The sequence below is a fragment of the Roseovarius sp. genome (assembly GCF_040223625.1).
GTDB lineage: Bacteria > Pseudomonadota > Alphaproteobacteria > Rhodobacterales > Rhodobacteraceae > Roseovarius.
In genome coordinates this window covers 15,541-40,213 of record NZ_JAVKFX010000025.1, presented here as the reverse complement: position 1 = coordinate 40,213, position 24,673 = coordinate 15,541, and the positions used below count along the sequence as shown (strand labels likewise).

Annotated in this window: 21 protein-coding genes; 8 read left to right on the top strand and 13 right to left on the bottom strand. The window is 64.1% G+C overall.

Annotated features, from left to right (window positions below):
* Positions 1–10: 10 nt before the first annotated feature.
* Complete coding sequence (gene glpD / locus RLN94_RS06595; RefSeq protein ID WP_350158506.1) at positions 11–1,615, bottom strand: glycerol-3-phosphate dehydrogenase; 1,605 nt, start codon at positions 1,613–1,615, stop codon at positions 11–13.
* Positions 1,616–1,779: 164 nt separating this feature from the next.
* Between glpD and RLN94_RS06590 the strand changes: the two genes are divergently transcribed.
* Complete coding sequence (locus tag RLN94_RS06590; protein ID WP_350129135.1) at positions 1,780–2,541, top strand: DeoR/GlpR family DNA-binding transcription regulator; 762 nt, start codon at positions 1,780–1,782, stop codon at positions 2,539–2,541.
* Here RLN94_RS06590 and urtE read toward each other — a convergent pair.
* The 6 genes from urtE to RLN94_RS06560 form a co-directional block, all read right to left on the bottom strand.
* The gene (gene urtE / locus RLN94_RS06585) at positions 2,538–3,254 is read right to left on the bottom strand and encodes an urea ABC transporter ATP-binding subunit UrtE (RefSeq protein ID WP_350129138.1); all 717 of its coding nucleotides are present in this window, start codon (positions 3,252–3,254) and stop codon (positions 2,538–2,540) included. The genes RLN94_RS06590 and urtE overlap by 4 nt on opposite strands.
* Positions 3,235–3,975 carry an urea ABC transporter ATP-binding protein UrtD gene (urtD, locus tag RLN94_RS06580; RefSeq protein ID WP_350129141.1) on the bottom strand — a complete coding sequence of 247 codons (741 nt, stop codon included), beginning with the start codon at positions 3,973–3,975 and terminating at the stop codon, positions 3,235–3,237. The genes urtE and urtD overlap by 20 nt, the downstream gene beginning before the upstream one ends.
* On the bottom strand, positions 3,972–5,234 hold the full coding sequence (urtC, locus tag RLN94_RS06575) for an urea ABC transporter permease subunit UrtC (protein WP_350129144.1): 1,263 nt from the start codon (positions 5,232–5,234) through the stop codon (positions 3,972–3,974). Before urtC ends, urtD begins: the two co-directional genes overlap by 4 nt.
* A 1-nt stretch (position 5,235) precedes the next feature.
* Positions 5,236–7,194, bottom strand: coding sequence for an urea ABC transporter permease subunit UrtB (gene urtB / locus RLN94_RS06570; protein ID WP_350129147.1), 1,959 nt, complete (start codon positions 7,192–7,194; stop codon positions 5,236–5,238).
* Between the two features lie 73 nt (positions 7,195–7,267).
* Positions 7,268–8,551, bottom strand: coding sequence for an urea ABC transporter substrate-binding protein (urtA, locus tag RLN94_RS06565; protein WP_350129150.1), 1,284 nt, complete (start codon positions 8,549–8,551; stop codon positions 7,268–7,270).
* A gap of 269 nt (positions 8,552–8,820) precedes the next feature.
* Entirely contained in the window at positions 8,821–9,279 is a 459-nt protein-coding gene (locus tag RLN94_RS06560; protein WP_350129153.1) for a hypothetical protein, read from the bottom strand.
* A 3-nt stretch (positions 9,280–9,282) separates the two neighbouring features.
* Here RLN94_RS06560 and RLN94_RS06555 point away from each other — a divergent pair, with 3 nt between their 5' ends.
* The 3 genes from RLN94_RS06555 (at position 9,283) to RLN94_RS06545 (ending at position 14,127) form a co-directional block, all read left to right on the top strand.
* Positions 9,283–9,642: a hypothetical protein gene (locus RLN94_RS06555; protein ID WP_350129156.1), complete on the top strand. Its 360-nt coding sequence runs from the start codon at positions 9,283–9,285 to the stop codon at positions 9,640–9,642.
* Positions 9,643–9,854: 212 nt separating this feature from the next.
* Positions 9,855–10,994, top strand: a complete 1,140-nt coding sequence (locus tag RLN94_RS06550; protein WP_350129159.1) for an efflux RND transporter periplasmic adaptor subunit — start codon at positions 9,855–9,857, stop codon at positions 10,992–10,994.
* A gap of 25 nt (positions 10,995–11,019) precedes the next feature.
* A complete protein-coding gene (locus RLN94_RS06545) occupies positions 11,020–14,127 on the top strand; it encodes an efflux RND transporter permease subunit (protein WP_350129162.1) in 3,108 nt (1,035 codons plus the stop codon).
* 18 nt (positions 14,128–14,145) lie between these two features.
* On the opposite strand, the gene RLN94_RS06540 is transcribed toward RLN94_RS06545, so the two are convergent.
* Genes RLN94_RS06540 through RLN94_RS06525 form a run of 4 tightly spaced genes read right to left on the bottom strand, consistent with a single transcriptional unit; the run spans position 14,146 to position 18,086 of the window.
* Positions 14,146–14,712 carry a PqiC family protein gene (locus RLN94_RS06540; protein WP_350158348.1) on the bottom strand — a complete coding sequence of 189 codons (567 nt, stop codon included), beginning with the start codon at positions 14,710–14,712 and terminating at the stop codon, positions 14,146–14,148.
* Between the two features lie 5 nt (positions 14,713–14,717).
* On the bottom strand, positions 14,718–16,811 hold the full coding sequence (locus RLN94_RS06535) for a PqiB family protein (protein WP_350129168.1): 2,094 nt from the start codon (positions 16,809–16,811) through the stop codon (positions 14,718–14,720).
* On the bottom strand, positions 16,801–17,481 hold the full coding sequence (locus tag RLN94_RS06530; protein WP_350158347.1) for a paraquat-inducible protein A: 681 nt from the start codon (positions 17,479–17,481) through the stop codon (positions 16,801–16,803). Before RLN94_RS06530 ends, RLN94_RS06535 begins: the two co-directional genes overlap by 11 nt.
* On the bottom strand, positions 17,460–18,086 hold the full coding sequence (locus RLN94_RS06525) for a paraquat-inducible protein A (protein WP_350129264.1): 627 nt from the start codon (positions 18,084–18,086) through the stop codon (positions 17,460–17,462). The genes RLN94_RS06530 and RLN94_RS06525 overlap by 22 nt, the downstream gene beginning before the upstream one ends.
* A gap of 295 nt (positions 18,087–18,381) precedes the next feature.
* Here RLN94_RS06525 and RLN94_RS06520 point away from each other — a divergent pair, with 295 nt between their 5' ends.
* The 3 genes from RLN94_RS06520 to RLN94_RS06510 all read left to right on the top strand — a co-directional run bounded on the left by RLN94_RS06520 (position 18,382) and on the right by RLN94_RS06510 (position 21,207).
* A complete protein-coding gene (locus tag RLN94_RS06520) occupies positions 18,382–19,062 on the top strand; it encodes a hypothetical protein (protein ID WP_350129174.1) in 681 nt (226 codons plus the stop codon).
* On the top strand, positions 19,062–20,042 hold the full coding sequence (locus tag RLN94_RS06515) for a mechanosensitive ion channel family protein (RefSeq protein WP_350129177.1): 981 nt from the start codon (positions 19,062–19,064) through the stop codon (positions 20,040–20,042). Before RLN94_RS06520 ends, RLN94_RS06515 begins: the two co-directional genes overlap by 1 nt.
* 85 nt (positions 20,043–20,127) lie before the next feature.
* Positions 20,128–21,207 carry an AI-2E family transporter gene (locus tag RLN94_RS06510; protein ID WP_350129180.1) on the top strand — a complete coding sequence of 360 codons (1,080 nt, stop codon included), beginning with the start codon at positions 20,128–20,130 and terminating at the stop codon, positions 21,205–21,207.
* A 4-nt stretch (positions 21,208–21,211) separates the two neighbouring features.
* Here the strand turns inward: RLN94_RS06510 and RLN94_RS06505 are convergent, their stop codons facing one another.
* Together RLN94_RS06505 and RLN94_RS06500 are read right to left on the bottom strand one after the other, a co-directional pair.
* A complete protein-coding gene (locus RLN94_RS06505; protein WP_350129183.1) occupies positions 21,212–22,888 on the bottom strand; it encodes a phospholipase D family protein in 1,677 nt (558 codons plus the stop codon).
* A 229-nt stretch (positions 22,889–23,117) separates the two neighbouring features.
* On the bottom strand, positions 23,118–23,303 hold the full coding sequence (locus tag RLN94_RS06500) for a PLDc N-terminal domain-containing protein (RefSeq protein ID WP_350129186.1): 186 nt from the start codon (positions 23,301–23,303) through the stop codon (positions 23,118–23,120).
* Positions 23,304–23,531: 228 nt separating this feature from the next.
* On the opposite strand from RLN94_RS06500, the gene RLN94_RS06495 reads away from it, so the two are divergent.
* Positions 23,532–24,665, top strand: a complete 1,134-nt coding sequence (locus RLN94_RS06495; RefSeq protein ID WP_350129189.1) for a PRC-barrel domain-containing protein — start codon at positions 23,532–23,534, stop codon at positions 24,663–24,665.
* Positions 24,666–24,673 lie beyond the last annotated feature (8 nt).

The window sequence follows — 24,673 nt, the reverse complement described above, 5'->3', positions numbered from 1 at the left end:
TCCTTGTGTTTCATTCCGCGGCTTCCGCGGCATTGGTCTCGGGGCGGGCGTCGTGCATCCACCGGTCGAGCGCCGCCACCTCCTCTGGCGTCATCCGCAGGCCCAGCTTGGACCGGCGCCAGACGACATCCGCGGCCGTGCGCGCGTATTCCTTGTCCATCAGCCAGCGCACCTCCCGCTCGGTGAGCGTCGCGCCGAAATCGCGGCCGAGGTCTTCGGGCGATGCCGCGTCAGCGAGGATGATGCCCGCCTCGAGGCCGTAGCCCCGCACCAGCCGGCGGGCCCAGAATTCCGACAGGAACAAGTAACTGGCGCGCAGATCAGCCACCACCTGTTCGACTTCGTCCACCTCGAAATTACCGCCGGGCAAGGGCACAGCGGCTGTCCAGGGGCCCATCAGGGCGGGGAAGAACGGCGCGAGCTGCTCCATCGCGCTTTCGGCCAGGCGGCGATAGGTGGTGATCTTGCCGCCGAAGACATTCAGCAGGGGCGCGCCGGTGTCATCGACCTTCAGCACGTAGTCGCGGGTGGCGGCCGTCGCCGATTTCGCCCCGTCATCGTGCAGCGGGCGAACGCCGGAATAGGTCCAGACGATATCGTCACGGGTCACCGGGCGTTCGAAATACTCCGAGGCGAAGGCGCAGAGATAGTCCTGTTCCTCGGGTGTGCAGACAGGCTTTTCCGACGGGTCGCCGTGGTCGGCATCGGTCGTGCCGATGAGGGTGAAATCCGTCTCGTAGGGGATGGCGAATATGATCCGGCCATCCTTGCCCTGGAAGAAATAGCACTTGTCATGGTCGTAGAGCTTGCGGGTCACGATATGGCTGCCGCGGACCAGCCGCACACCCTCGGTGCTGTTGATCGAGGCGACCTCCTGGATCACCTTGCCGACCCAGGGCCCGCCGGCATTGACGAGCGCGCGGGCATGGCGTGTCGTGCGCTGGCCAGTGTCGCTGTCTTCCAGCGTGATCGCCCACAGTTCGCCCTCGCGCCGCGCCTCCACCACCCTGGTGCGGGTCAGGATTTCAGCCCCCATCCCGGCCGCGTCGCGCGCGTTGAGAACGACAAGACGGGAATCCTCGACCCAGCAATCGGAATACTCGTAGGCGCGCCGGAATTTCTGCTTGAGCGGCGCGCCCTCGGGCGTGCCGTCGAGGCTCAATCGGGTCGTGCCGGGCAGGATTTTCCGCCCGCCCATCGTGTCATAGAGAAAGAGACCGAGCCGGATGAGCCAGGCGGGGCGGCGCCCCTTCATCCACGGCATGAGCGTTTCGAGAACTTTCGAGGTCGGCGTGCCGCTTTCGAACCGCATGTCCCTGTGCCAGGGCAGCACGAACCGCAACGGCCAGCTGATATGCGGCATCGCGCGCAGCAGGGTTTCCCGTTCGACCAGCGCTTCGCGCACCAGACGGAACTCGAAGAACTCCAGGTAGCGCAGGCCGCCATGGAAAAGTTTGGTCGAGGCAGAGGAGGTTGCCGAGGCAAGGTCGTTCATCTCGGCCAGCGTGACCGTAAGCCCCCGGCCGGCCGCGTCGCGTGCGATCCCGCATCCGTTGATCCCCCCGCCAATGACGAAAAGATCACGCACGTCGGCATGGTGCGGCCCTGATTCCAATTTCGGTTTCCTCCCCGAATTCGACCTGAACGAACCATAGTGATGCGCGATATGTCAATTTATATTTTCGTTTATGTTCGGAATCGCAAATGCTATGCACGTTTCCAAAGGGATACGCGCATCGTCACCGAATGGTGGGCCGCGCGGAACAGGAGGACCGGCCCATGTCTCAGACCTTCCGGCACCCGGACATCCTCGAGATCGCGCGGCGAGAGGGCAAGGTCGTGGTCGAGGATCTGGCCGAGCGTTTCGGCGTGACTGTGCAAACGATCCGGCGTGACCTGACCGAACTGGCCGATGCAGGCAAGCTGGAGCGCGTCCATGGCGGGGCGGTTTTGCCATCGGGCGTCTCCAATATCGGCTACGAGGATCGGCGCGGACTGAACGAGGATGCCAAGCAGCGCATTGCTCAGGTCTGCGCCAAGGAGATCCCGGATAACGTCTCGGTCTTCCTCAACATCGGCACGTCGACCGAGGCCGTGGCACGCGAGCTGCGCCACCATCACAACCTGATGGCCATCACCAACAACATGAACGTCGCCAACATCCTTGCCGGCAATTCCGATTGCGAGATCATCGTCGCCGGCGGTGTCCTGCGCCGCTCGGACGGGGGATTGGTCGGCAACCTGACCACGGCGACGATCGAGCAGTTCAAGTTCGACTTCGCGGTGATCGGGTGTTCGGCGCTCGATGGCGACGGCGACCTGCTTGATTTCGATTTTCAGGAGGTGAAGGTCAGCCAGACGATCATCCGGCAGGCCCGGAAGACCTTCCTGGTCGCGGACCACTCCAAGTTCCAGCGTCATGCGCCGGCATTGATCGCCTCGCTCAGGGATATCGACACGTTCTTCACCGATGTCGCGATCGGCCAGAAGCTTGTCACGAAATGCCGGGAGTGGGGCACCAAGGTGGTGGTCTGCGCCTAGACCGAAACGCTCTTCAACAGATCCTCCCGGCCGAGCGTCTCCTTCCGCCCGCTCAGCCGCACCGCCCCGCGCTCGAGCACGTAGAAGGCATCGCCAAGATCGTAGGCGAAGCTGAAATACTGTTCGACCAGCACGATGGCCATGTCCGCCCGTTGTCGCAGATGGGCGATGACGCGGCCGATCTGCTGGATGATGTTCGGCTGGATGCCTTCGGTCGGCTCGTCGAGCAACAGAAGCTTCGGCTTCGCGATCATGGCACGGGCGATGGCCAGTTGCTGTTGCTGCCCGCCGGAAAGGTCGCCGCCGCGGCGGCCGAGGAAATCCTTCAGGATCGGGAAGAGGTCGAAGACTTCGTCAGGGATTCGGTGTTCCGACCGGGGCAGGCAGGCGAAACCCGTCTCCAGGTTCTCCCGGACCGTGAGCAGCGGAAAGATGTCACGGCCCTGCGGGACATATCCCACCCCCTTGCGGGCCAGCGCATGGGCCGTGGCCCCCTGGACGGGCTCGCCGTCCAGCGCATAGCTACCGCCGGAAAAGCCGTGCGTGCCGGAGATTGCCTTGAGCAGGCTGGTCTTGCCCACGCCGTTCGTGCCCATCACGCAGGCCACCTCGCCGCGCCGGGCGACCATGTCGATACCGTTGAGGATCTGGCTGCCGCCGTAATGCAGGGTCAGACCTTCCGTTCTGAGGATTTCATCGCCCGAGATAGACATCGATCACCTTTTCGTTCTTCGTCACATGGTCGATGGAGCCCTCGGCCAGCACCGACCCTTCGTGCAGGACGGTCACCTTGCAATCCAGCCGGCGGACGAACTCCATGTCATGCTCGACCACCACGACGGCGCGTGTCCTGGCGGCCTCGCGCAGGATATCAGTGGTATGCTCGCGCTCCGCTGGCGTCATGCCTGCCGCCGGTTCATCGACCAGCAGCAGGCGCGGCTCCTGCGCGAGCAGCATCCCGATCTCCAGCCATTGCTTCTGGCCGTGGCTGAGTTCGCCCGACTTGCGATGCAGCGCGCCGGACAGGCCGATCTCTTCAGCAAGTTCGACGATCCTGTCGTGATCGTCCTCGTCCGGCCGGAACGCCAGCACGCTGAAGGGCCCTCGAGCCTTTTTCAACGCCATCATCAGGTTATCGGCGACAGACTGGTCCTCGAACACCGTGGGCCGCTGAAACTTGCGCCCCACCCCGGCCTGGGCAATGCGGCTTTCGCTCATCGACAAGAGTGAAACGCCCTTGTCGCCATAGCTGACGCGGCCCTCGTCCGGCCTGGTCTTGCCAGTGATGATGTCCATGAACGTGGTCTTGCCCGCACCGTTCGGGCCGATCACCGCGCGAAGCTCCCGCTCGGCGATCTGGAAGGACAGGTTGTTGATCGCCTTGAACCCGTCGAAGGAGACGGAGACACCGGAGACCTCTAACAGCGTGCTCATTTGTCCGCCTCCCTTTCGCGCAGCGCGCCCTGGTCCGGTCCGAGATCGGCGCCGTGCCGGTTGGGCGTGGTGCGGTCGATGATGATGTCGACCAGCCCGCCGATGCCCTTCGGCGCGAACAGCGTGACCAGCACGAAGGACAGGCCCAGCAGCACCGTCCACCAGTCGACCCACTGGATGCGGTAGAAGCCGAGATTGATGTCGGGCGCCTGCCCGCCGGTGAACCACGTCGACAGAAGTGACACGAAGGCGGCGCCGATGACCGCGCCGTAAAGCCTGCCCCGCCCGCCGATGGCGACCCAGACGGCCAGGTAGATCGAGGCGATGGGCGCGATCTCGGTCGGGTTGATGATGCCGGCTTGCGGGTAATAGAGCGCCCCGGCAATCCCCGCGATAATGGCGGTCAGAGTGAAGACGAAAAGCTTGAAGGCTTCGACCGGGTAGCCGAGGAACCGGACCCGCGCCTCGTCATCCCTTATCGCGCGGATGACCGAGCCGAACTTGCCCGACACGATCCAGGTGCAGAGGATGTATCCGGCCCCAAGGGCAAAGGCCGAGCCCCAGAAGAACCAGATCGAGACGGTCGCCTGCGGCACCGCGTCGAGGCCCGGCAGGTTCTGAAGGCCCGAAAGGCCATTGTTCCCGCGCAGCCCGCTGTCGTTCTGGAAAAGATAAAGCGACAGGGCGAGGGTCATCGCCTGTGTCAGGATCGACAGGTAGACCCCCGTCACCCGGCTGCGGAAGGCGAGCCAGCCGAAGACCAGCGCCAGAAGCCCCGGCACCAGCACGACGAAGGCCAGCTGGATCGGCAGGGAATGGGCGAAGGCCCAGACCGGGGGAAATTCCGAGGCGCCGACCACGCCGAAGATCTGGGTGGCGATGCCATCGGAGATTTCCTGCGCCGTCGGCGGCAGTTCCGACGCGGCCAGACTGTCGACCACGATCAGGCGGGTGCGCTCGTACATGAGCCACATGCCGATGGCATAGCCCCCGAGGCCGAAAAACGCCATGTGCCCCAGCGACAGGATCCCGCAATAGCCCCAGACAAGGTCCATCGCCAGCGCGACGAGGCAGAGGCAGAGCGTCTTGCCCAGCGTCTTGACGAAACTGGTGGAAATCGCGCCGATGCCGAACCCTTCCGACAGGATCGTGACGCCCAGGGTGAAGAGGCCCAGCACGGCCAGGAACACCAGCACCGAGGGGAACCTGAGGGCAAGCGGCGTGCGAACATGGCCGGCGGACAGGATCGACTCGCTCATCTCACGCCTCCGCCGCGCGGCCCTTGAGGGCGATGATGCCCCGCGGCCGGAACTGGATGAAGAGGATGATGAACAGGATCATATAGGTCTGTGCCGCCAACGTGTTCGACGGGTTCAGCCACTCGATGCCCTTCTGCACCGAGCCCACCAGCGTGGCGCCCAGAAGCGTGCCCCAGATATTGCCGACACCGCCCACGACAACCGTCATGAAGGATTGAACGATATAGTCGGCGCCCATCTCCGAGGTCACCTTGGCATAGAGCCCGATGGCCACCCCCGCGATGCCGGCGATGCCCGAGCCGAAGCCGAAGGTCAGCATGTTGATCCGGTCCGGGTTGATCCCCATCGACGCGGCCATGCGCGGGTTCTGCGTCACCGCCCGCACCTCGAGCCCCAGCCGCGTTCGGTTCATCACCAGCAGGAATATCGCCAGGAACAGCAGGGCGAGCACGAAGATCGCGATGCGGATGTAGCTGATCGCGACGATATCGTTGAACACCAGCGACCCGTCGAGCCAGCCGGGCGAGGTCAGCGGCCGCGCCTGCGTGCCGAAGATGTTCTTGGCGATCTGCTGCAACGCGATGGAAATGCCGAACGTCGCCAGAAGCGTCTCGAGCGGGCGGTGATAGAGCCAGCGGATCACCAGCCGCTCCATTGCGACACCCGCGCCGAAGGTGATGGCAAAGGCCAGCGGCAGGGCAAGGATGATCGACAGCGTGTAGTCGGGCACGATCTGCTGCACGACATAGCCCGTATAGGCGCCCATCATGATGAACTCGCCATGCGCCATGTTGATCACCCCCATGACGCCGAAGGTGATGGCAAGCCCGATGGCGGCGAGGAAGTAGATCGAAGCCAGCGAAAGGGCGTCGAGCCCGAGGTCGAGGGCCTGGTTCACGGTGACCTTGTTCTCGATGCTTTGCAGAACGGCCGCGGCCGCCAGCGCAATCTCGGGCGGCGCGCCGATGTAACGTTCGAAGAAAACCTGGGAGTCGATAGCCGCATCGACCTCCGCCTCCGTGGCGACGGGTTGCACGGCGCCGGTTTCCGCCAGGGCGGCATAGGCCATATCGCGGGCGGTTTCGCTGTCGAGCGTTGCCACCTGCACCCCTGCGACCGATCCGTCCTCGATATGCGCCACAAGCGCCGCGCGCTTGTCGGCCCGGCTGATGCGCGGCCGGTTGATACCTTCCGAAACGAGAAGGTCATAGGCGGCCTCGCGCGAGAGGGCATCGCTGCCCGGGTCGAGCTTGCGGGCCATGTCGGGGCTGTCGGGCAGCTCCGCCGCGGTTTCCAGCCGGGTGGCCAGCAACGGGTTCAGCGTGGCGCGCACATCGACCCCGAGATCGCCACGGAAGCTTTCGATGGCGGCGATGCGGTTGGCCTGATCTTCCTCGAACCGTATGGTCAGCAGCCGTTCGAGCCGGTCCATCCGGGCGGCGAGGCCCGGATCTTCTTCTCTCTCCACGGCCTTGCGAAGAGCGGTAAGATGGCTCGCATCGGCATCGCGCTCGATCGCGGCGAGGGCTTGCCGGCGCATCTTGGCATCCGGATCGGTCAGCTGGAACTGCACCAGGGCGGCGCCGATCATGCCGCGGATACCGGAATTGGGCTTGAGCTGGTCGTAATCGTCATCGGGCACTTGGCCGATTTCCGAGCCGTCGGCGAAGTCGAAGATGCGCAACGTGTCGCGGTCGACTTCCTCGGCATAGACGAAGAGGCCGGTCTCCTCGTTCTGCCACATCTCCTTGTTCTGCCACTTGGCCAGCACCAGCCGCGCCTCGGGCAGGCCGCTTGCCGATAGCGCGTCGATCGCCGGGCCGATCGTCTGGCGCGAACTTTTGGCGATGATCTCGGCATGGTCCTGCAGAACCTGCTGGATCGGCGCCTCGGCGTTCTGCGCATTGGCAGGCGCGGCAAGACAGATCAACGCTATGCAGAGACGAACCCAGTTGAGCATCCAAAAATCCCTTGAAAGGCCGGGGGGCACAGGAAACGCCCCCCGGTAATGTCAGGTATCGGTCACGAGGCGATCAGTAGTTCGACTTGATCTGAACGCAGGTCTCGGTCGAGGTGTTGTACATCCCGCATTCGAGCTCCTTCCAGTCCGAGACGAGAACGGCCGATTCCGGCAGGAAATCTGTCCAGGCGTCGCCCGGTACTTCCTCGGTCTGGCTGATGATGTCGAACTGGCCGTCTTCCTGTATCTCGCCGATCAGCACCGGCTTGGCGAGGTGGTGGTTGGGCAGCATGACGGCGGTGCCGCCGGTCAGGTTCGGGAATTCCTGCCCGTACATCGCGGCGCGCACGTCATCGACTTCGGTGCTTTCGGCCGCGGTCGCCGCGTTCACCCACATGTTGAAGCCGATATAGTGGGCCTCCATCGGATCGTTGGTGACCCGGTCATCGCCCATGCGGGCCTTCCAGGCGGCAACCCATTCCTCGTTCGCCTCGGTATCGGCGGACTGGAAGTAGTTCCACGCGGCGAGGTGACCGACGAGGTTGGTGGTGTCGAGGCCGGAAAGCTCTTCCTCGCCGACCGAGAAGGCGACCACGGGAATGTCATCGGCAGAAATGCCTGCCGCTGCGAGTTCCTTGTAGAAGCCCACGTTGGCATCACCGTTGATCGTCGAGATCACGCCGACCTTCTTGCCGTCGGCCCCCAGCGCCACGACATCGGCCACGATCTTGGACCAGTCGGAATGGCCGAAAGGCGTGTAGTTGACGAAGATGTCATCCTCGGCGATGCCCTTCGACTTCAGGTAGCTTTCGAGGATGTTGTTGGTCGTCCGCGGGTAGACATAGTCGGTCCCTAGCAGCGCGAATTTCTCGACGCCAAGCTCCTCAAGGAAATAGTCGGTGGCCGGGATGGCCTGCTGGTTCGGCGCGGCGCCGGTGTAGAACACGTTCTTCGAGCTCTCCTCGCCCTCGTACTGCACCGGGTAGAAGAGCAGGCCGTTCAGTTCCTCGATGACCGGCAGTACCGTTTTACGGCTGACGCTGGTCCAGTTGCCGAAGATCACATCGACCTCGTGCACGGTCAGCAGCTCGCGCGCCTTCTCGGCGAAGAGCGGCCAGTCGGAGGCCGGGTCGACGACGACGGCCTCGAGCTCGCAGCCAAGGACACCGCCCTTTTCATTCTGCTGCTCGATCAGCATTTCCATCGTGTCCTTGAGGGTCGTCTCCGAGATGGCCATCGTGCCCGAGAGGGAGTGCAGCACACCGACCTTGATCGGGCATTCCACGTCCGCCACCGCGGGCAGGGTTGCAGTGAACAGCGCGGCGGCGGCCGTCGCGGACAAAAGCTTTGTCGACATTTCCAAATCCTTCGTGAATGTCGCGCGGTGAACCTTGCCAAGAACAGCCCCGGCACCCAAGTTGTCCCCCACGCAATTATCGTTGCGTAGTGCGGTGGTGACTTGGAGTGAGCGCCAGCACCATCGCACGTCCCGTGCGCAGCACGGGTCATGCCGGCACGTTCGCCAGATTGACGGGTTTCGGGGACGGGCGGACAGACATTCGAATTCTGACAGCCGGAATCGGCCAGCCTTGCCGCGTTTTTAATCAGGTCTGGCGAGGACGCCCATTAATCGAGCGCGTCGGCATTGATCCTGTGCATATCCGGATCGTCACGTTCCGGGGCCGGCAGGTGAATATCGCGGCGCAGGTCGAGATAGCCGGCCACCAGTCTGGTGCAGACCGCGATGTTCCGGTTGGCCCGTCTTTCGGCGGCACCGCCAGTTGCCTTCCCGCCGAACGTTGCCTGCTGAAGCAGCGCGGCATGGGCGTGCTTGGCCTCGATCCTGAGCGCAAGCGTCTCGATGTCGCCGTCACCCACTGCACTCAGCAATGCCGCCATGGCATCGCGGGCGGCCTCCGTCTGATCGGCAGCCGGGTCGCGCATGAGCCACTGATGCTCGAGATGTGCGGACAGCCGCCCGGTACAGACCGTCGCCTCGTTCGCGAGGCTGGTCTCGGCGTGGCCTGCTGTGCCTGTCAGGAGCGCATACACAGCCGTTGCCGTGATGGTTTTCAGAACGCTCATTACATGATCATGACGCAAAATTTTTCATCTCGCAATTGCCGGCTCGGGCCAAAATCAGGCACGTGCGCACGTGGCACGGTGCAATGGTTCCCGGCGGTATCTCTGAAAAACCCTTGCGCCGGCATCATGTTCCGAATTCTCGACGCCGGACGGACAAACACCGTTCACCTTGCCGAATCCGGGGCGCCCAACCTGTGCAAGGATCGACACCAGATGTGTCTTTCTGCGCAGATGCACCTGCGTAAATACATGCGAAACATCGGGATGGGCAGCTTCCTGGAGGTGCGCCATTGCGGTTCGGCTGGCAACAACGCCCGGACAACCCTTCGTATGGTCCAACAAAATCAGGCCGGTTCCGGATAGTTCCCGGATGGCGCCGATCCGAACCGGCGCATGGCAATGATGCGGGCGATGAGATCCGTATTCTTGAGCAATGTTTCGGTTTCACCTGCAAGTGAGCGGTGCCCTCCTGAACGAGACTTGCAAAGCTGGCGCTGAATCTATCTTAGTGCGCGTACTCCGAGCCCCGCACCCCCCCGTTTTTCGGTGCGCCCCGCTGGACAGAAAGGTTCACCATGTCGCTGCTCTTCCGGCACGTTGTCATATTCGCCGTCTTGCTCGCCTGCCCGCTTACCCCGGCGCGGGCGCAAGAGGGGAGCCCGCCGGCCACCGTCACCGTCGTGACCGTCGCCCCCGAATCCGTGACGCTGACCTCGACCCTGCCCGGCCGCGTGGCGGCATCGGCCCAGGCCGAGGTGCGCCCGCAGGTGAACGGCATCATCACGGAACGCCTGTTCGAGGAAGGCGCGCAGGTGGAGCTGGACGCCCCGCTCTACCGGATCGACGCGGCAAGCTACGAGGCCAGCGTGCAGCAGGCCCGCGCAAACGTCTCCCAGGCCGAGGCGCAACTGGGCGCCGCCGAACGGGAGGCGGAGCGGCTTCAGGAACTGCAGGCCCGGAACGTCGCGTCCGAACAGGCGCTGGATGACGCGCAATCGACACGCGATGCGGCATCGGCGGCGCTCGAGCTGGCCAAGGCCCAGCTCAACGCGGCCGAGATCGAGCTGTCGCACACCACGATCCGCGCCCGCCTCTCGGGCCGCATTGGCCTGTCCCAGACCAGCCAGGGCGCGCTTGTCACCGCCAGCCAGGCCGAGCCGCTCGCGGTGATCCGCAGGATCGACCCGGTCTATGTCGACGTGACGCAATCGGCCTCCGACCTGCTGCGCTGGCGCCGCGGCGAGACCGAGAGGGCCCTCGCCGATGCCGACAGTACCGTCCGCCTGACGCTCGCCGACGGGTCCGAGTACGGCCATACCGGCCGCCTTCAGGCCGCCGAGCCCAACGTGAACCCGCAGACCGGGGTGGTGACCCTGAGGCTTCGGTTCGACAATCCCGACCTGCTGTTGCTGCCGGGCATGTATGTCCAAGTAGAAATGCCCGTCGACGTGGCCGAAAACGTCTTCCTCGTCCCGCAGGAGGGCGTGGTGCGCGACCGGCGCGGCCGGCCCAACGCATGGGTCGTGAACGGCGAGGGCGTGATCGAGGAGCGGCCGCTGACCATCGTTCAGGATCGCGGCGACAACTGGGTCGTGACAGACGGTCTTGCGGAGGGTGAGAAACTCGTCGTCGAGGGCTTCCAGAAGGCCGCGCCCGGCGCGACCGTGACCCCCGAAGAACGCGCCGAGGATCCGGCGCAGGCGCAATCGGAATAACGGGCGGACACGGGGAGCGCTTGGCATGGCACGCTTTTTCATCGACCGCCCTGTTTTCGCGTGGGTCATCTCTATCCTGATCATGGGGATCGGGATCCTCGCGATCCGGCTTCTGCCCATCGCGCAATATCCACAGATCGCGCCACCTTCGGTCACCATCAGTGGCACCTATCCGGGCGCCTCGGCCAGCACGGTTGCCAACACTGTCACCCAGGTGATCGAACAGCAGATGACCGGACTCGACGGGCTGCGGTACTTTTCGTCCAGTTCCACCTCTGCCGGCAGCGCCCAGATCACGCTGACCTTCGAAACCGGCACGGATGTCGATATCGCCCAGGTGCAGGTTCAGAACAAGCTCAGCCGGGCGACGCCGCTGCTGCCTGAAATCGTTCAGCGCCAGGGCCTGACGGTCGAAAAATCCTCGGCCGGGTTCCTGATGGTGGTCGGGCTGATTTCGACCGATGGCAGCCTCGAGCAGGTGGACCTTGCGGACTACATGGTCACCAACCTCGTCGACGAGCTCAGCCGCATCCAGGGTGTGGGCTCGGTCAACGTGTTCGGCGGGCAGTACGCGATGCGGATATGGCTCGATCCGGCCAAGCTCGCGGCGTTCGAGCTGACGCCGTCCGATGTCGTCTCTGCCGTCTCCGCCCAGAACGCCCAGATTTCCGCCGGCGCCTTCGGGTCGCGGCCGACCGTGGACGGTCAGCAACTGAACGCGACGATCACGGCGCAATCCCTGCTCAGCACACCGGAAGACTTCCGCCAGATCGTCCTGCGGGCCGAAACCGATGGCGGGCTGGTGCTGCTGGACGATGTGGCACGGGTCGAGATCGGCGCGGAAAACTACGCCACGATCGCGCGGTTCAACGGCAACCCGGCCTCGGGGATGGCGATCAGCCTCGCCCCCGGCGCGAACGCACTCGACACCGCCGAAGCGGTGAAGGCGCGGATGGCCGAGTTCGCCAACTTCTTCCCCGAGGGCGTGGACTACGTGATCCCCTACGACACCACGCCCTTCATCGAGATCTCGATCAAGGAAGTCGTGAAGACCCTGTTCGAGGCCATCGGCCTTGTCTTCCTCGTGATGCTGCTGTTCCTGCAGAACCTGCGCGCCACGCTGATCCCCACTCTGGCCGTGCCGGTCGTGCTTCTGGGGACGTTCGGCGTGCTCGCCGCGGCGGGCTTCACGATCAACACGCTGACCATGCTGGCCATGGTTCTGGCCATCGGCCTGCTGGTGGACGATGCCATCGTGGTGGTGGAGAACGTCGAGCGCATCATGGAGGAAGAAGGTCTCTCGCCGCGGGAGGCGACGCACAAATCCATGGGGCAGATCACCGGCGCGCTGATCGGGATCGCGATGGTGCTTTCGGCCGTGTTCGTGCCGATGGCCTTCTTCCCCGGGTCGACCGGGGTGATCTACCAGCAGTTCGCCATCACCATCGTCTCGGCCATGGCGCTTTCGGTTGTGGTCGCCCTGACCCTGACACCGGCGCTTTGCGCCTCGATGCTGAAGGCCAAGAGCCATGGCGAACGGCGCGGCTTCTTCGGCCTGTTCAACCGGGGCTTCAATGGTCTGACCAATGGCTATACCGGTACGGTACGCTGGTCCGTCCGACGCCCGTTCCGGGTCGGCCTTGTCTACCTCGCCTTGGCCGGGGCGATGGCGCTGCTTTTCATGCGCACCCCGACAGGTTTCCTGCCCGAGGAGGATCAGGGTATCCTCTTCACCCTCATCCAGGCGCCCACGGGCGCCTCGGCCGAGCGGACGCTCGGGGTCCTGGAGCAGGTCGAGAACTACTACCTCACGCAGGAGGACGGCGTGGTGAAATCCATGTTCGGCGTGGTCGGCTTCAGCTTCGGCGGCAGCGGCCAGAACATGGGCATCGCCTTCGTGCAGCTCGAGGACTGGGACGATCGGACAGAGCCGCAACAGAGCGTGCAGGCGCTGGCGGGCCGGGCCTTCGGAGCGTTCAGCCAGATCCGCGATGCAATGGTCTTCCCGGTGGTGCCGCCTTCGGTCATCGAACTGGGCAACGTCTCGGGCTTCGATTTGTACCTGCAGGCCCGCGAAGGTCAGAGCCATGCCGACCTTGTCGCCGCGCGCAACCAACTGCTCGGCGCTGCCGCGCAAAGCCCGCTGATCGCCTCTGCCCGCCCCAGCGGGCTGGAGGATGCCTCGCAGTTCAACCTCGACATCGACTGGCGCAAGGCCGGCGCGATGGGCCTGACGCCGACCGATGTCGGCCAGCTTCTGCAGATCGCGTGGGCCGGCACCTACGTCAACGACTTCGTCGACCAGGGCCGGATCAAGCGCGTCTACGTGCAGGGCGAGGCAGAGGCCCGCGCCACCCCCTCGGATATCGACAAGTGGCGGGTGCGCAATGCCAGCGGCGGGCTGGTGCCGTTCTCGAACTTTGCGGAAGGCGGCTGGGCCTACGGCGCGCAGGGGCTTTACCGCTACAACGGCATCCCCTCGATCCAGATCCAGGGCTCTCCCGCCCCGGGCGTGACCTCGGGCGAGGCCATGGCGGAAATGGAGCGCCTGGTTTCCGAGCTCGGCTCCGGCTACGACGCCGCGTGGACCGGCCTTTCACTGGAAGAGCGCCAGTCGGGCAGTCAGGCGCCATTGTTGTACGCGCTCTCGCTGGCCGTGGTGTTCCTCTCGCTCGCCGCGCTCTATGAAAGCTGGTCGATCCCCTTCGCCGTGATGCTGGCCATGCCGATCGGTATCCTTGGTGCGTTGATCGGCGCGTGGCTCGGCGGGTTCGAGAACGGTGTCTTCTTCCAGGTCGGCCTGCTGACGGTGATCGGTCTGACCGGCAAGAACGCCATTCTCATCGTCGAGTTCGCGAGGGAAAGGTACGAGGCCGGCGAACGGGTCATCGACGCCGTGGTCACCGCCGCGCGGCAGCGGTTCCGGCCGATCATCATGACCTCGATGGCCTTCTCGCTGGGGGTTCTGCCGCTGGTCCTGTCATCCGGCGCCGGCTCGGGCGGGCGGAATGCCATCGGTTCCGGCGTTCTGGGCGGTACGTTGTCGGCCACCATTCTCGGGGTGGTGTTCGTGCCGCTCTTCTTCATGATCGTCACCCGGCTGTTCCGCCGGGGCCGCAAGCAGTTCGAGTAAGCCCGTCCGACAGCGACCTCAGCGCAGGCCGGACCGGGCGATCTCGACCACCAGTTGGCGCACGGCCTGGCCCCGGGCCTGGGCGATACCCGCCACGGTGTCCATGCCGTTGATCGGCACCGTCAGGTCGAACAGGCGGGCGCGGTCACGGCCGGTTTCGGACGATACGAAATACTGCCCGGCCAGCCGGAACGTCCCGTTGCTTTGCGGGAGGACATCCTCGATCCGCACCTCCACCCGCGCCTGCGCCGGTTCCTCGAACGGCCACGGCTCCGACGCCACCTGCGCCCCGGTGACCTGTGCCAATTGGCGCGAGATTTCCAGCGTGATGGCGCGGCTGGGGTCATCGGCCCAGAGCAGCCCCTCGCGGCTGTTCAGAAGCCCGGCCTCGTCGGCGACATAGATCTCCTCGGCGGAGGCATAGCTTGGCAGAGAGACCTCCCGCAACTCGACGGTGCGATAGGAAATCGCCATCTTCTCGCCGATCTCGGCCTTGGGGATGGCCACGCGCTGCGGCGGCGGACCACCACAGGCTGCAAGGACCGGGAGAGACAGAAGGAGGAGGGAAAGAATACGTTTCGGCATGAAGATCAACGCCCTGTCAGAAGTGAATTGGGATTGCGCTCGATGGCGCGGGCCAGCGAGGCGACCGCCTTGGCGGCCTTCTGGATTTCGGAAAGCGCATCGCGCGCGTCGCGCCCGAGGCCGTTATCGGCGCGGTAGCCTTCCAGCGTCGCCCGGGCCTGTGTCAGCACGCGGCGCGCATCGGCGATGAGGTCCGGCAGATCGCGACCCGCCTGGGCCACCGTGTCGGCCGCCTCGCTTGCGGAATCAAAGGCCGACGACACGTTCTCGACGACCCCCCCCTCGCGCAGTTCGGTCAGGATCGCACTCAGTTCGGTCAGCGCCCCGTTAAGCTTGCCCGGAAGCGCCTTGGCCTGATCGCTGCCCAGAAGCGCGTCGGTGGTCTGGATGAGGCCGGTCAGCTCCTCGGCCATTTCCTGCAGTTCGACCGCCTCGGCCTTTGCCGCAACCGCGTTCAGCCGCTCGACCAGTTCCGGCACGCCTTCCACGGCCGAGGATACACCTTCTGCCGCGTCCGAGGCATTGTCGACGGCCGTGGCCAGCTTGCCCGCCAGCGCCGCCTCGTTGAACTGCGCCACCGTCTTGTCGAGCTCGGCAATCAGGGCGTCGAGCCGGCCCGGCAGGGCCTGCACCTCGTCGGAACCCACCACCTTGCGGGCATCGCCCAGGAGGTTGTTCAGGTTCTCGGGGACGCCACGCACGTCTTCGCTGGCCAGCAGTGACCGTGCTTCCTCGAACAGTTCCGTGGCCGAGACCATGACCTCTTCGATCGGCAGGGCGTTGATGCGTTCGAACACGCCCTGGGCGGTGGCCGAGACGTCGGTGATGTCGCTTTCCGCGGTGGGCAGGTAGTAAGTTCCCTGCTCGCTCTGCTCGAGCGTAGCGGGTTCGGCATCCGGATCATCCACAAGTTCGATCTTCAGCCCGCCGGTCAGGATCGAGGCGGAGGCAAGCCGCGCCCGCAAGCCGTCTTCCACGCGCTCGCGGAAATACTCGAGCGCCTCGCCCGATCCGGCCTCATCGCCAAGGCCCAGCCGGCCGGCCTTGATCGACAGCGAGACGACAAGGCGCACCCGGTTGTCTCCGAACTCTTCCTCGTCGATCATCCCGTTGAGCGACGTCACCTCGCCGATCTTCAACCCGTTCATCTCGACCGGCGCATCGGCGGTCAGGCCGCCGATATTCTCCGAGAACACGACCGAGAGCGACAGCGCCTCCCCTTCGTCGGCGGCAAAAAGGCTTGTCCGCGCGGCCGATTCCTCGGGATAGACGGTGAAGGTGGTCTCGGGATCGACAGGATTCCCGCCCGACACCATGGTCTCGAACGTCACGCCGCCCGCGACGAGAGAGGCCACGGAGCTGAAATCGAGCGCAGCGCCGCTGGGCCCCAGCGAGAAGGAAAAGCCCGACGTGTCCCAGAACCGGGTGGCGGAGCTGACAAGACGGTCATGCGGCTCGAAGATCATCGCCTCGGCCTGCGCGGTGGACCCGTCTTCTGAGATCGACGGCTTGCCCACCCGGCCCACGGTCACCCCGCGGTACAGGATCGGGGTGTTCTCGATCAGCGAGGCCTTGCCCGAGGCGCGGAGCGTCAGCCGCAGACCATCCTTGCCCTCACGTTCCAGCGGCGCATCCGGCAGACCTTCGAACCGGCCCGCGTACCCGCCCGGCTGGTCATCCCACAGGCCCTCGATATAGACCCCCGAAAGCACCGTGTTCAGCCCGGTCACCCCCTGCGTCGTGACCTGAGGGCGCACAACCCAGAACCGGGCGTCCTTATCGATGAACGGGGCGACGTCCTTGTCGACGCGGACGGAGACCAGCACGCGTCCGAGGCCCTCGGTAAAGCCCACCTCCTCGACCAGGCCGATGGCGACATCCCGATAGCGCAGCTCTGTCGAACCTTCCTTCACCCCGGCGGCATTCTCGAAGCTGATCTCCACGAGCGGCCCCCGGTCGGTATAGCTTTGCCACGCGATGAACAGCACGACCAGCAGCGCGGCCAGCGGCACGATCCAGATGATCGAGATCCGTTCCATGAGGCCGCGCCGGGCCGATTTGACCGGTGCCTCGGGTGGGGTGCTGTCGTCAGTTGCCACGTGCGAGTGTCCTCTTGCGACGAAGAATGCGCCTGGGCCGTTCCCCGGCCATTCCGGCCGATCTCGTATCCCATATCAACCGGCTATCGAAACTTTGAGCCGATAGCATCGTAAAAATCACTGACAGGGCAAAGAACAGGCTGGCGCGACCCGGCGTGATCGAGGCAATCGTCTGCAACTGCACGAGCGATGACAGGATCGCCACGACGAAGACGTCGATCATCGACCACCGGCCGATATATTCCACGATTTCATAGAGGACTTGGCGCCGCCCCCCCGTGGCGCGCGGTCCGTACCAAACACCGACGGCCAGCCCGGCCAGCACGATGAACTTGGCAACCGGGATGAGCACGCTGGCGATCAGGATGATGGTTGCGACCCCCCAGTTGCCGCCATGCGCGAGCTCGACGGCGCCGCCGACGATCGTGTCGCTCTGCGTGCTGATCAGCGTCCGCGTCTCGAGCATCGGGTAGAGGTTGGCCGGGATGTAACAGCCCAGCCCCATCAGCCACCATGCCCAGACCTTCTGAAGCGAATAAGGGTCCCGCGACCGGAGGGCGTGACCGCATCTCGGGCATCTTACCGTGCCACGCGGCGAGACGCGCATGCACTCGGTGCATCCGACAAGGCCCATCTCGCGGGCGGTCTTCAGGTCTCCAGAGATTTCCATATCGAATACCTGCACATAAGCCGGTCGGTCGCCACGACAAGAACAACGAGTATCGCGAATATCCAGGCTGCGGGGCCATAGACCACGTCGGCCATGTCACTCAGCTTGACCAGCGCCACGGCACAGCCGATCGCGAAGATTTCGGCCATCGACCACGGCACCAGCGCTTCGGACAAGGCGAATGCCTTCCGCGCCAGCGGCGCCGGGGGTTTGTCGCGGATGATCGGCGCAAGCACGTAGATCAGCAGGCTCAGCCGGATGGCGGGAATGACGACGATGAAGAAGAGCACGGCAACGGAAAGAAGCGTCAGGTTCCCCGAGAATGTCAGCGCCGTCTGAAGGATCGAGGCGTCATGATGCACGCCTGCCGCCCCGATCGACAGAAACGGGAACGTGCAGGCGGCGACGATTAGGATGAGCACCGTCAGGGCCAGCGCGATCAGTTGCTTCCCCGCCTTGCGCCGCGGCGAGATCAGCACGGTATGGCACCGCGCGCACACCGCCTGCTCGTGCGAGGCCACCTGCGGGACGCGATAGACGAGATCGCAGGTGGGACACGCGATCAGCTCCGCGGCATGATGGTGGTACTGGACGCCGGACCCGATGCCTTGCGGCCCACTGTCCGCCGCACCTTTTGTTTCGGCGATCTGCCGTTCGCCCACTCGAACCTCCGTCTCACAATGCCGTGCAAGCTTGCCGATCGATTATCTAGCGCCGGATCAGAAAGAATCACATCCAACGGATTACATATTTGTCATGATCCGCATCCGGCGCCTGCTGACAAGGCGGCGAGGCGGCCCCTTGCCGGTTGCGACCGGACAACGACTGTGCAGGTGGCAGGCGAGGCACGCTTGCGGGGCGGGTGGCTTGCGCCGGTCAATCGTGACAAGATGATTTCCCATGATTCCGTTTGTGCGCCTGATCCTTGTCTGCCTGTTATGCCTGCTGGGTGCCGCCACCGGCGCGCAGGAAGACGGTCAGCCGTGGTACGAAGTGGACGGGCTCAACGAGGGCCTCGGACAGGCACCGGAGCGGCTCGACCGCTCGACCCCGCGCGCCGCGTTGCGCAGTTTCATCGACCTCACGAATGCCGAACGGTACGAGTGGGCGGCGCATGCGTTGAACCTGTCGAACCTTCCCAAGGGGCACCAGGCAAAGGAAGGTCCTAGGCTTGCGGCAATGCTGGCCTCGGTCATCGAACGGCGTATCTGGATCAACTGGAGCGGACTGTCGGCGCGGCCGGACGCCATGATCGAAAGCGAGACCGGCAATCATCCCCGTGCCGGCGCAACCCGCAGGAACATCCGGATCGAGATGGTCGAGGTCAACGGCCGGGCCTACGAGGTGCGCCTCGCCCGCTACAAGGCCGGCGGCGAGGAGCCGGTCTGGCTCTTCACCCCGCAAACCGTCGACGATATCCCGGTCTCTACGCCGAATTCGGGCCGCGGCGGTTCGAGCAGTTCCTGCCCGACAGCCTCAAGACCCGCGCCGGCCCCCTTCGGGCCTGGGAGTGGATCGCCCTGCCGCTCTACCTCCTGCTGCTCGGCCTGCTTCTCTGGGGAACGAACCGGTTTGTCCTGATGCTCGCTCGCAAGGCACCGCGGGCCTTCATGCGGCAGGCCGTCGATCGGGCGGCCATGCCGCTGGCGCTGATGGTGACGGCATTCGTCGCCCAGATCTTCCTCAATCTGGCGGTGTCCTTCTCCGGGCCGGTCACCAACATCGTGCGCCCTGCCCTGATCATCATCATGGTGTCGGGCCTCGGGATTGCCGCGCTGCGCGTGGTCGATGCGATCCTCGACCGGATCACCCTGCGTGTGGTCGGTGACATCGACGACACCAGAAGCCTCGAGAAACGCGAGCTCTACACGTCGATCTTCGCCCTTCGGCGGATCATCGTGCTGTTCATGGTGGGCTTTGCCATCGTCTACGTCCTTCTGCGGCTGAACCTTTTCGAGTCGATCGGCATGACGCTTCTGGCTTCGGCCGGTGTGCTGACCGTCCTTCTGGGGATCGCGGGGCAGGCCATTCTCGGCAACATCCTCGCCTCGCTCCAGATTGCGCTGGCCAAGCCCGTGCGTATCGGCGACAGCATCCTGTTCGAGGGCAACTGGGCCTATGTCGAAAGCATCTACTATACCTTCATCCGCCTGCGCACCTGGGACGAGCGCCGCATCGTGGTGCCGGTCCGGTATTTCGTTTCGAAACCCTTCGAGAACTGGTCGGTCAAGGATGCCCGGATCTACAGCACGATCCGGCTGGTCCTGGATCATTCGGCCGATATCGACGAGCTGCGCGACAAATTCATCGAGCTCGCCAAGGCGCGGGACGGCGTGATCGACCACGACAAGCTTTGCGCCTATGTCTCGGGCCAGACCTCGGAAGGTCAGGAGATGAGCTTCTACGTGATGTCCCCTGATCCGACCTCGGGCTGGGAGACGGAAATGCAACTTCGCGAAGACCTTCTGGCCTATATCCGCGAGCATCATCCCGACTGGTGGCCGCGCGAGCGGGTGGCCGGCGAAGGCGGCGCGGCGCGCATGTCGTTCGACGGAGCCTGACCGCGACTCCGGCGAGGCAATGACTTTTTTCTAATGCCGTTTGCGCGGTCGGGAACATTCCCGCCAAAGTCGCGTTGCATCATTCATGGCTGGTCTAAAATCCCCGGCTGATCCGGTTCTTCGGCTCGCCGTCATCGTCATCGCAGTGCTCATGTGCTTCGGCGTTCTCAAGATCGCCGGAGACATTCTCGCGCCCATGGTTCTGGGTATCGTGGCCGGGGTCATTCTCGCCCCGATCACCGACTTGCTCGAACGCTGGAAGATACCCTCGGGCGTCGCCTCGGCAATCGTGCTGGCGCTTGGGATTTCAGCCGTCGCCGTCCTTGTCGTTCTCATCGAGCCGCTGGTCTGGCGGGTGGTGGACGAGTTGCCGGACATCAAATGGGAGGTCCGCTCGATCATCGAACAGTTCCGCGGTGTCATCCGCGGTCTGGACGCCATGAACGAAGAGGTGGGACAGGCCCTCGGGACCGAGAACCAGAATGGCGAGGGCAACGGCAAGGGCCCCATCCCCGATCCGACGGCGACGTTGCTGCTTGCGCCGCTGGTTCTGGCGCAAGTACTGATCTTCGCCGGGACGTTGTTCTTCTTCCTGCTCACCCGCCGGGGCATCTATGTCTGGATCTCCACCTGGGTAGGCGACCGCCGTGATACCGTGATCATCAAGAAGCGGTTCACCACGGCCGAACGGCTGGTGGCGCGCTATTTCCTCACGATCTCCATCATCAATGCCGGGCTTGGCGCCAGCCTCGGCGCGCTGTTGATGGTCATCGGCCTGCCCGGCCCGCTGATCTGGGGCGTGGCGGCGACGCTCCTAAACTTCATTCTTTACCTCGGCCCGATCATGGTCATCTGCGGGCTTCTCCTCGCCGGCCTGATCGCCTTCGAAGGGCTGATGGTCTTTGCCCCCGCCGCGATCTTCCTGTGCCTCAACATGATCGAGTCGCAATTCGTGACCCCGGCCATGGTCGGCAAGCACATCTCGGTCAACCCGCTGCTGATCTTTGCTTCGCTGGTGGTGTGGCTCTGGATGTGGGGGCCGATCGGGGGGATCGTGGCGATCCCGGTGCTGGTGATCGTGCTGGTGATGCTAGACATCTTCGACAGCGAAGGCCGTGCCCGCAAACGTCCGCCCCCTTCGGAACCGGAGCCCCCGGTCGCCTGAGCTTTCAGACGATTTCCTCGGGCATGCCGGGCACAGGCAGGGCGAATTCGCGCGCTGCGTCCGAATCGTAATGTACGAGAAACCCGCGCCGCTTTTCCGGCGGCAGGTCGGTGTTCTCGTCGACAAGGCGTTTCCAGTGTTCGAAGGCCGTCGAGGGGTCGAGAAATTCGTCCCCCGCACCGGAGGACGGAAGCCAGTTTCCCATCACCCGCTTGCGCACCAGTTCGATATGCTCCGGCCGGTCGAACCACAGACCGGTTTCGGTATCCCAACGCAGGCTGCGCCCATTGAGGTTGGCCGACGACACGATCGCGCCGAAATCGTCGAAGATCGACACCTTGGAATGGACGTAGATCAGCGGAGCGTCTTCCAGTACGTCGCGCTCGTCGCTCTCCTGGCGACGAGGCTGAACCGGGGCGGTGACAAGCAGTCGGTCCTCGCCGAAGGCCTGGCGCAGCCGGGTCAGGCACTTGATCTGCTGGTCCTCACCGAACCGGGCATCGAGCCCGTTGTTGCTGTCGAAGGCAATGTCTTCGGGCGCGGCGGGCATGACAACGAACAGTTTGAGATCGGGGCATTGACGCGCCCGCTTGGCCAGGGCCCGCGCCAATGGCTGAAACCGCAGAAACTGGGTTTCAAGATAGATGAACTGGTTCGACCTGCGGACGGCAACGAGATGGCGCTTCTCGAGCTCGCGCACCACGGGTTTGGGCGAGACCCGGAAAGACGCGCGGTGACGGCGGCGGGACAGCGTACGAAGGAAGCCGGGCGCCGCGGGCGGCGGTGGCGATTTCGCGGCAACCGTGTCGAGAAACGTGTCGAGATGGGTCTGCGCCGCCTCGACGACCGACCCGGTCGCCATCACCTGGACGTCGTGCCAGGTTCGCTCGGGCGCGCGGCGGTGACGCCTGGTGTCATAACGCCGATCGTTCACATCGAGGCCGCCGATATAAAGCAGGCGGCGATCGAACACCGCCATCTTCTGATGGTGGGTCGCGGGGTAGAGATCGACCAGTTGAACGGGGAAGCAGAGTGTGCCGTTGTCGTCCTCGTAACAGATGTGGCGCAGCCGCGGCGTCTCCGACCGGAATCGCGCCCGCTCGTCGCCATTCATCTCCAGCCAGGAACTGTTGAGCTCCCGCATCTTCTGCCGGACGAAGGGGAAGAAGACCATCTTCGGAACCAACCCGGCCTTGGCATCATGCAGCGCGATGGTGAATTCGAGCTTCGCATCGTCATTCGCCAATTCCTGAACCGCCACCATCTGACGTTTCGTCTGCCATGCAAGCTGGTGCAGGTCGGGCGCGGCAACCGGGTCGAAATCGGTCACCACGATGCGGATGGCGACCCCGCGGTTGAGCGTGTCGATCATCAGGTCGAACCAGGTATCCCCCAGTTCGCGGGCTTCGTCCGAGTGCAGCTTGGTGGTCAGGTCGAACAGCCGGAAACTGGCCGATATCTCACTTTCCGCGTTCAGGAAGGCCCGTTCAAAGGCCGGATAAGCCTCCCCGGCCGTAACAAAAACTTGGAGATCGGTGATTGTCCCGTCGCCGTCGCGCCCTTGGGTCACGGCCTCATTCACCTCGCCTGATGCGTCCATCTCGATGCCAATCTTCGCTGCGTCAGCCTCAATTGTCGAGCCGCAACCCCTGCCCCTTACCCGAAAAATCGCCCCCGCCATGTTTCAGGCGGGGGCTGTCACCCGCGGGACAACGGGTTGGCCAGGTCCATCGGCTTGGGGACGGGAGAGACCTGGTCAGAGGGGCGCTGTTGCGCCATGACTGGAATTCAAACTCCTGTTCGCGGCAAAGGTTCCACTCGGTGCCCAAATTTTTTTCGAGGCTCGGGAATTCCACTTTAAGTTGTAGCCATTGGCCTCGCCTGCCAGGTATCGCGTAGCTCCGCCACGGTTACCCTTTGGACGCGCGCGGCCCGAAAATCAGCCAGATGATGAAGCCGAGCAGCGGTAGGATCAGCACGAGCAAGACCCACAGCACCTTCCGCCCGGTCGTGGCGGACGATCCGATGATGGACACGATCGCCCAGATGTCCAGAATGAGTAGAATAAGGCCACCCAGGCCGGAAATTTCCAACATATTACCTCCTGAAAGCGCAATGGGCCGCGCGCCGACGGCCCTCCACGCAGGTCTATCCTGCGCGCGCACGTCCGTGAATTAACTTTCCGCTCACCCAAAAAGTTCCGCAAATTTTTTGAGTATATTTTCACCTAACGTGGAAACCAAAATCACGCGCCAAGGGTTGGATGAATGCAATCACGGGACCAATCCCAAAATAACATCGTTCAACTGGAAGGAGCGAAGATAATGAAACGTTTTCTTATGACAACCGCTATTGCGGCCCTGGCCGCATCGCCGGTTCTCGCAGCCTCGGAGACCGCTGAAGATACCAGCAGCCAGGTCACTGAATCGACCGACATGAGTCAGACTTCCGACAGCGCCACTTCCGGCAACGACGTGGTCGCGGACATGCAGGGCATGCAGATCAGCGCTTCGGAACTGATCGGCAAATCCGTGTACATTCTCGGCGCGGATGCCAGCGATGCCGAGATCGCCGAAGAAGCCAGCGAGCCGTCGGATGACTGGGAACGCGTTGGCGAAATCGGTGACGTGATCATCTCCGGCGACGGCAACATCGAATCCGTCACGCTCGACGCCGGTGGCTTCCTTGGGATCAACGAGAAGCACATCAGCGCGTCGATGGACGAGCTGAAATTCGTCAGCGACTCGAGCGGCGACGCGGAAGCGGATGAAGAGCGCAACTATTTCGTGGTCTTCACCGGCGACAAGACCGCCTTGGAAGATCGCGACCAGCTGGACCAGGCGGCCGTACGCGATGCCGGCAGCAGCTTCTTCAACGAACGCGCCGAGGACACCGCGAGCGCCGATATGGAAGAGCCCGCCAGCGAAAACACTGCCGACGCAGGCAATACCGACCTGAGCGAACAGGCGGCCAACAATGAAGCGGCCGAGGCCGAAGACACCGACATGGCCGAAAGCGACAGCACGGACATGACCGCCGAGCAGGACAGCGAGCAGATGGCCGACACCGACGCGGCCGAAACCGAAGAAACTGACCTGACCTCGGAGCAGATGGCCGAGAACGACGCCAATGCCGACATGGGTGACGAAACCGCCCAGCTCAGCACCGACGAGCGTGGCCAACTGACGGCCGAAGAGCTTGAAGGCGTCTCGGTCTATGGCACCGAAGACGATCGTCTCGGCGAAATCTCCGATCTCGTGCTGAGCGAAGACGGCAAGATTTCCGAGGTCATCGTCGACGTGGGTGGCTTCCTCGGGATTGGCGAAAAGCCGGTCGCACTTCCGTTCGATGATCTGGAACTGCGCCGTTCGGATGACGAAGGCATGACCGGCGGCCTGCGCGCCACCACCGGTTACACCAGCGAAGAGCTGGAAGGCATGGAAAGCTGGGAAGGCTGAACCCTGCC

Excerpts from the sequence above, each read along its gene's own strand:
- RLN94_RS06590 (WP_350129135.1), top strand. The coding sequence starts at position 1,780 with ATGTCTCAGACCTTCCGGCACCCGGACATCCTCGAGATCGCGCGGCGA.
- urtE (WP_350129138.1), bottom strand. The coding sequence starts at position 3,254 with ATGTCTATCTCGGGCGATGAAATCCTCAGAACGGAAGGTCTGACCCTG.
- urtD (WP_350129141.1), bottom strand. The coding sequence starts at position 3,975 with ATGAGCACGCTGTTAGAGGTCTCCGGTGTCTCCGTCTCCTTCGACGGG.
- urtC (WP_350129144.1), bottom strand. The coding sequence starts at position 5,234 with ATGAGCGAGTCGATCCTGTCCGCCGGCCATGTTCGCACGCCGCTTGCC.
- urtB (WP_350129147.1), bottom strand. The coding sequence starts at position 7,194 with ATGCTCAACTGGGTTCGTCTCTGCATAGCGTTGATCTGTCTTGCCGCG.
- urtA (WP_350129150.1), bottom strand. The coding sequence starts at position 8,551 with ATGTCGACAAAGCTTTTGTCCGCGACGGCCGCCGCCGCGCTGTTCACT.
- RLN94_RS06560 (WP_350129153.1), bottom strand. The coding sequence starts at position 9,279 with ATGAGCGTTCTGAAAACCATCACGGCAACGGCTGTGTATGCGCTCCTG.
- RLN94_RS06555 (WP_350129156.1), top strand. The coding sequence starts at position 9,283 with ATGATCATGACGCAAAATTTTTCATCTCGCAATTGCCGGCTCGGGCCA.
- RLN94_RS06550 (WP_350129159.1), top strand. The coding sequence starts at position 9,855 with ATGTCGCTGCTCTTCCGGCACGTTGTCATATTCGCCGTCTTGCTCGCC.
- RLN94_RS06545 (WP_350129162.1), top strand. The coding sequence starts at position 11,020 with ATGGCACGCTTTTTCATCGACCGCCCTGTTTTCGCGTGGGTCATCTCT.
- RLN94_RS06540 (WP_350158348.1), bottom strand. The coding sequence starts at position 14,712 with ATGCCGAAACGTATTCTTTCCCTCCTCCTTCTGTCTCTCCCGGTCCTT.
- RLN94_RS06530 (WP_350158347.1), bottom strand. The coding sequence starts at position 17,481 with ATGGAAATCTCTGGAGACCTGAAGACCGCCCGCGAGATGGGCCTTGTC.
- RLN94_RS06520 (WP_350129174.1), top strand. The coding sequence starts at position 18,382 with ATGATTCCGTTTGTGCGCCTGATCCTTGTCTGCCTGTTATGCCTGCTG.
- RLN94_RS06515 (WP_350129177.1), top strand. The coding sequence starts at position 19,062 with ATGCTCGCTCGCAAGGCACCGCGGGCCTTCATGCGGCAGGCCGTCGAT.
- RLN94_RS06510 (WP_350129180.1), top strand. The coding sequence starts at position 20,128 with ATGGCTGGTCTAAAATCCCCGGCTGATCCGGTTCTTCGGCTCGCCGTC.
- RLN94_RS06505 (WP_350129183.1), bottom strand. The coding sequence starts at position 22,888 with ATGGCGGGGGCGATTTTTCGGGTAAGGGGCAGGGGTTGCGGCTCGACA.
- RLN94_RS06500 (WP_350129186.1), bottom strand. The coding sequence starts at position 23,303 with ATGTTGGAAATTTCCGGCCTGGGTGGCCTTATTCTACTCATTCTGGAC.
- RLN94_RS06495 (WP_350129189.1), top strand. The coding sequence starts at position 23,532 with ATGAAACGTTTTCTTATGACAACCGCTATTGCGGCCCTGGCCGCATCG.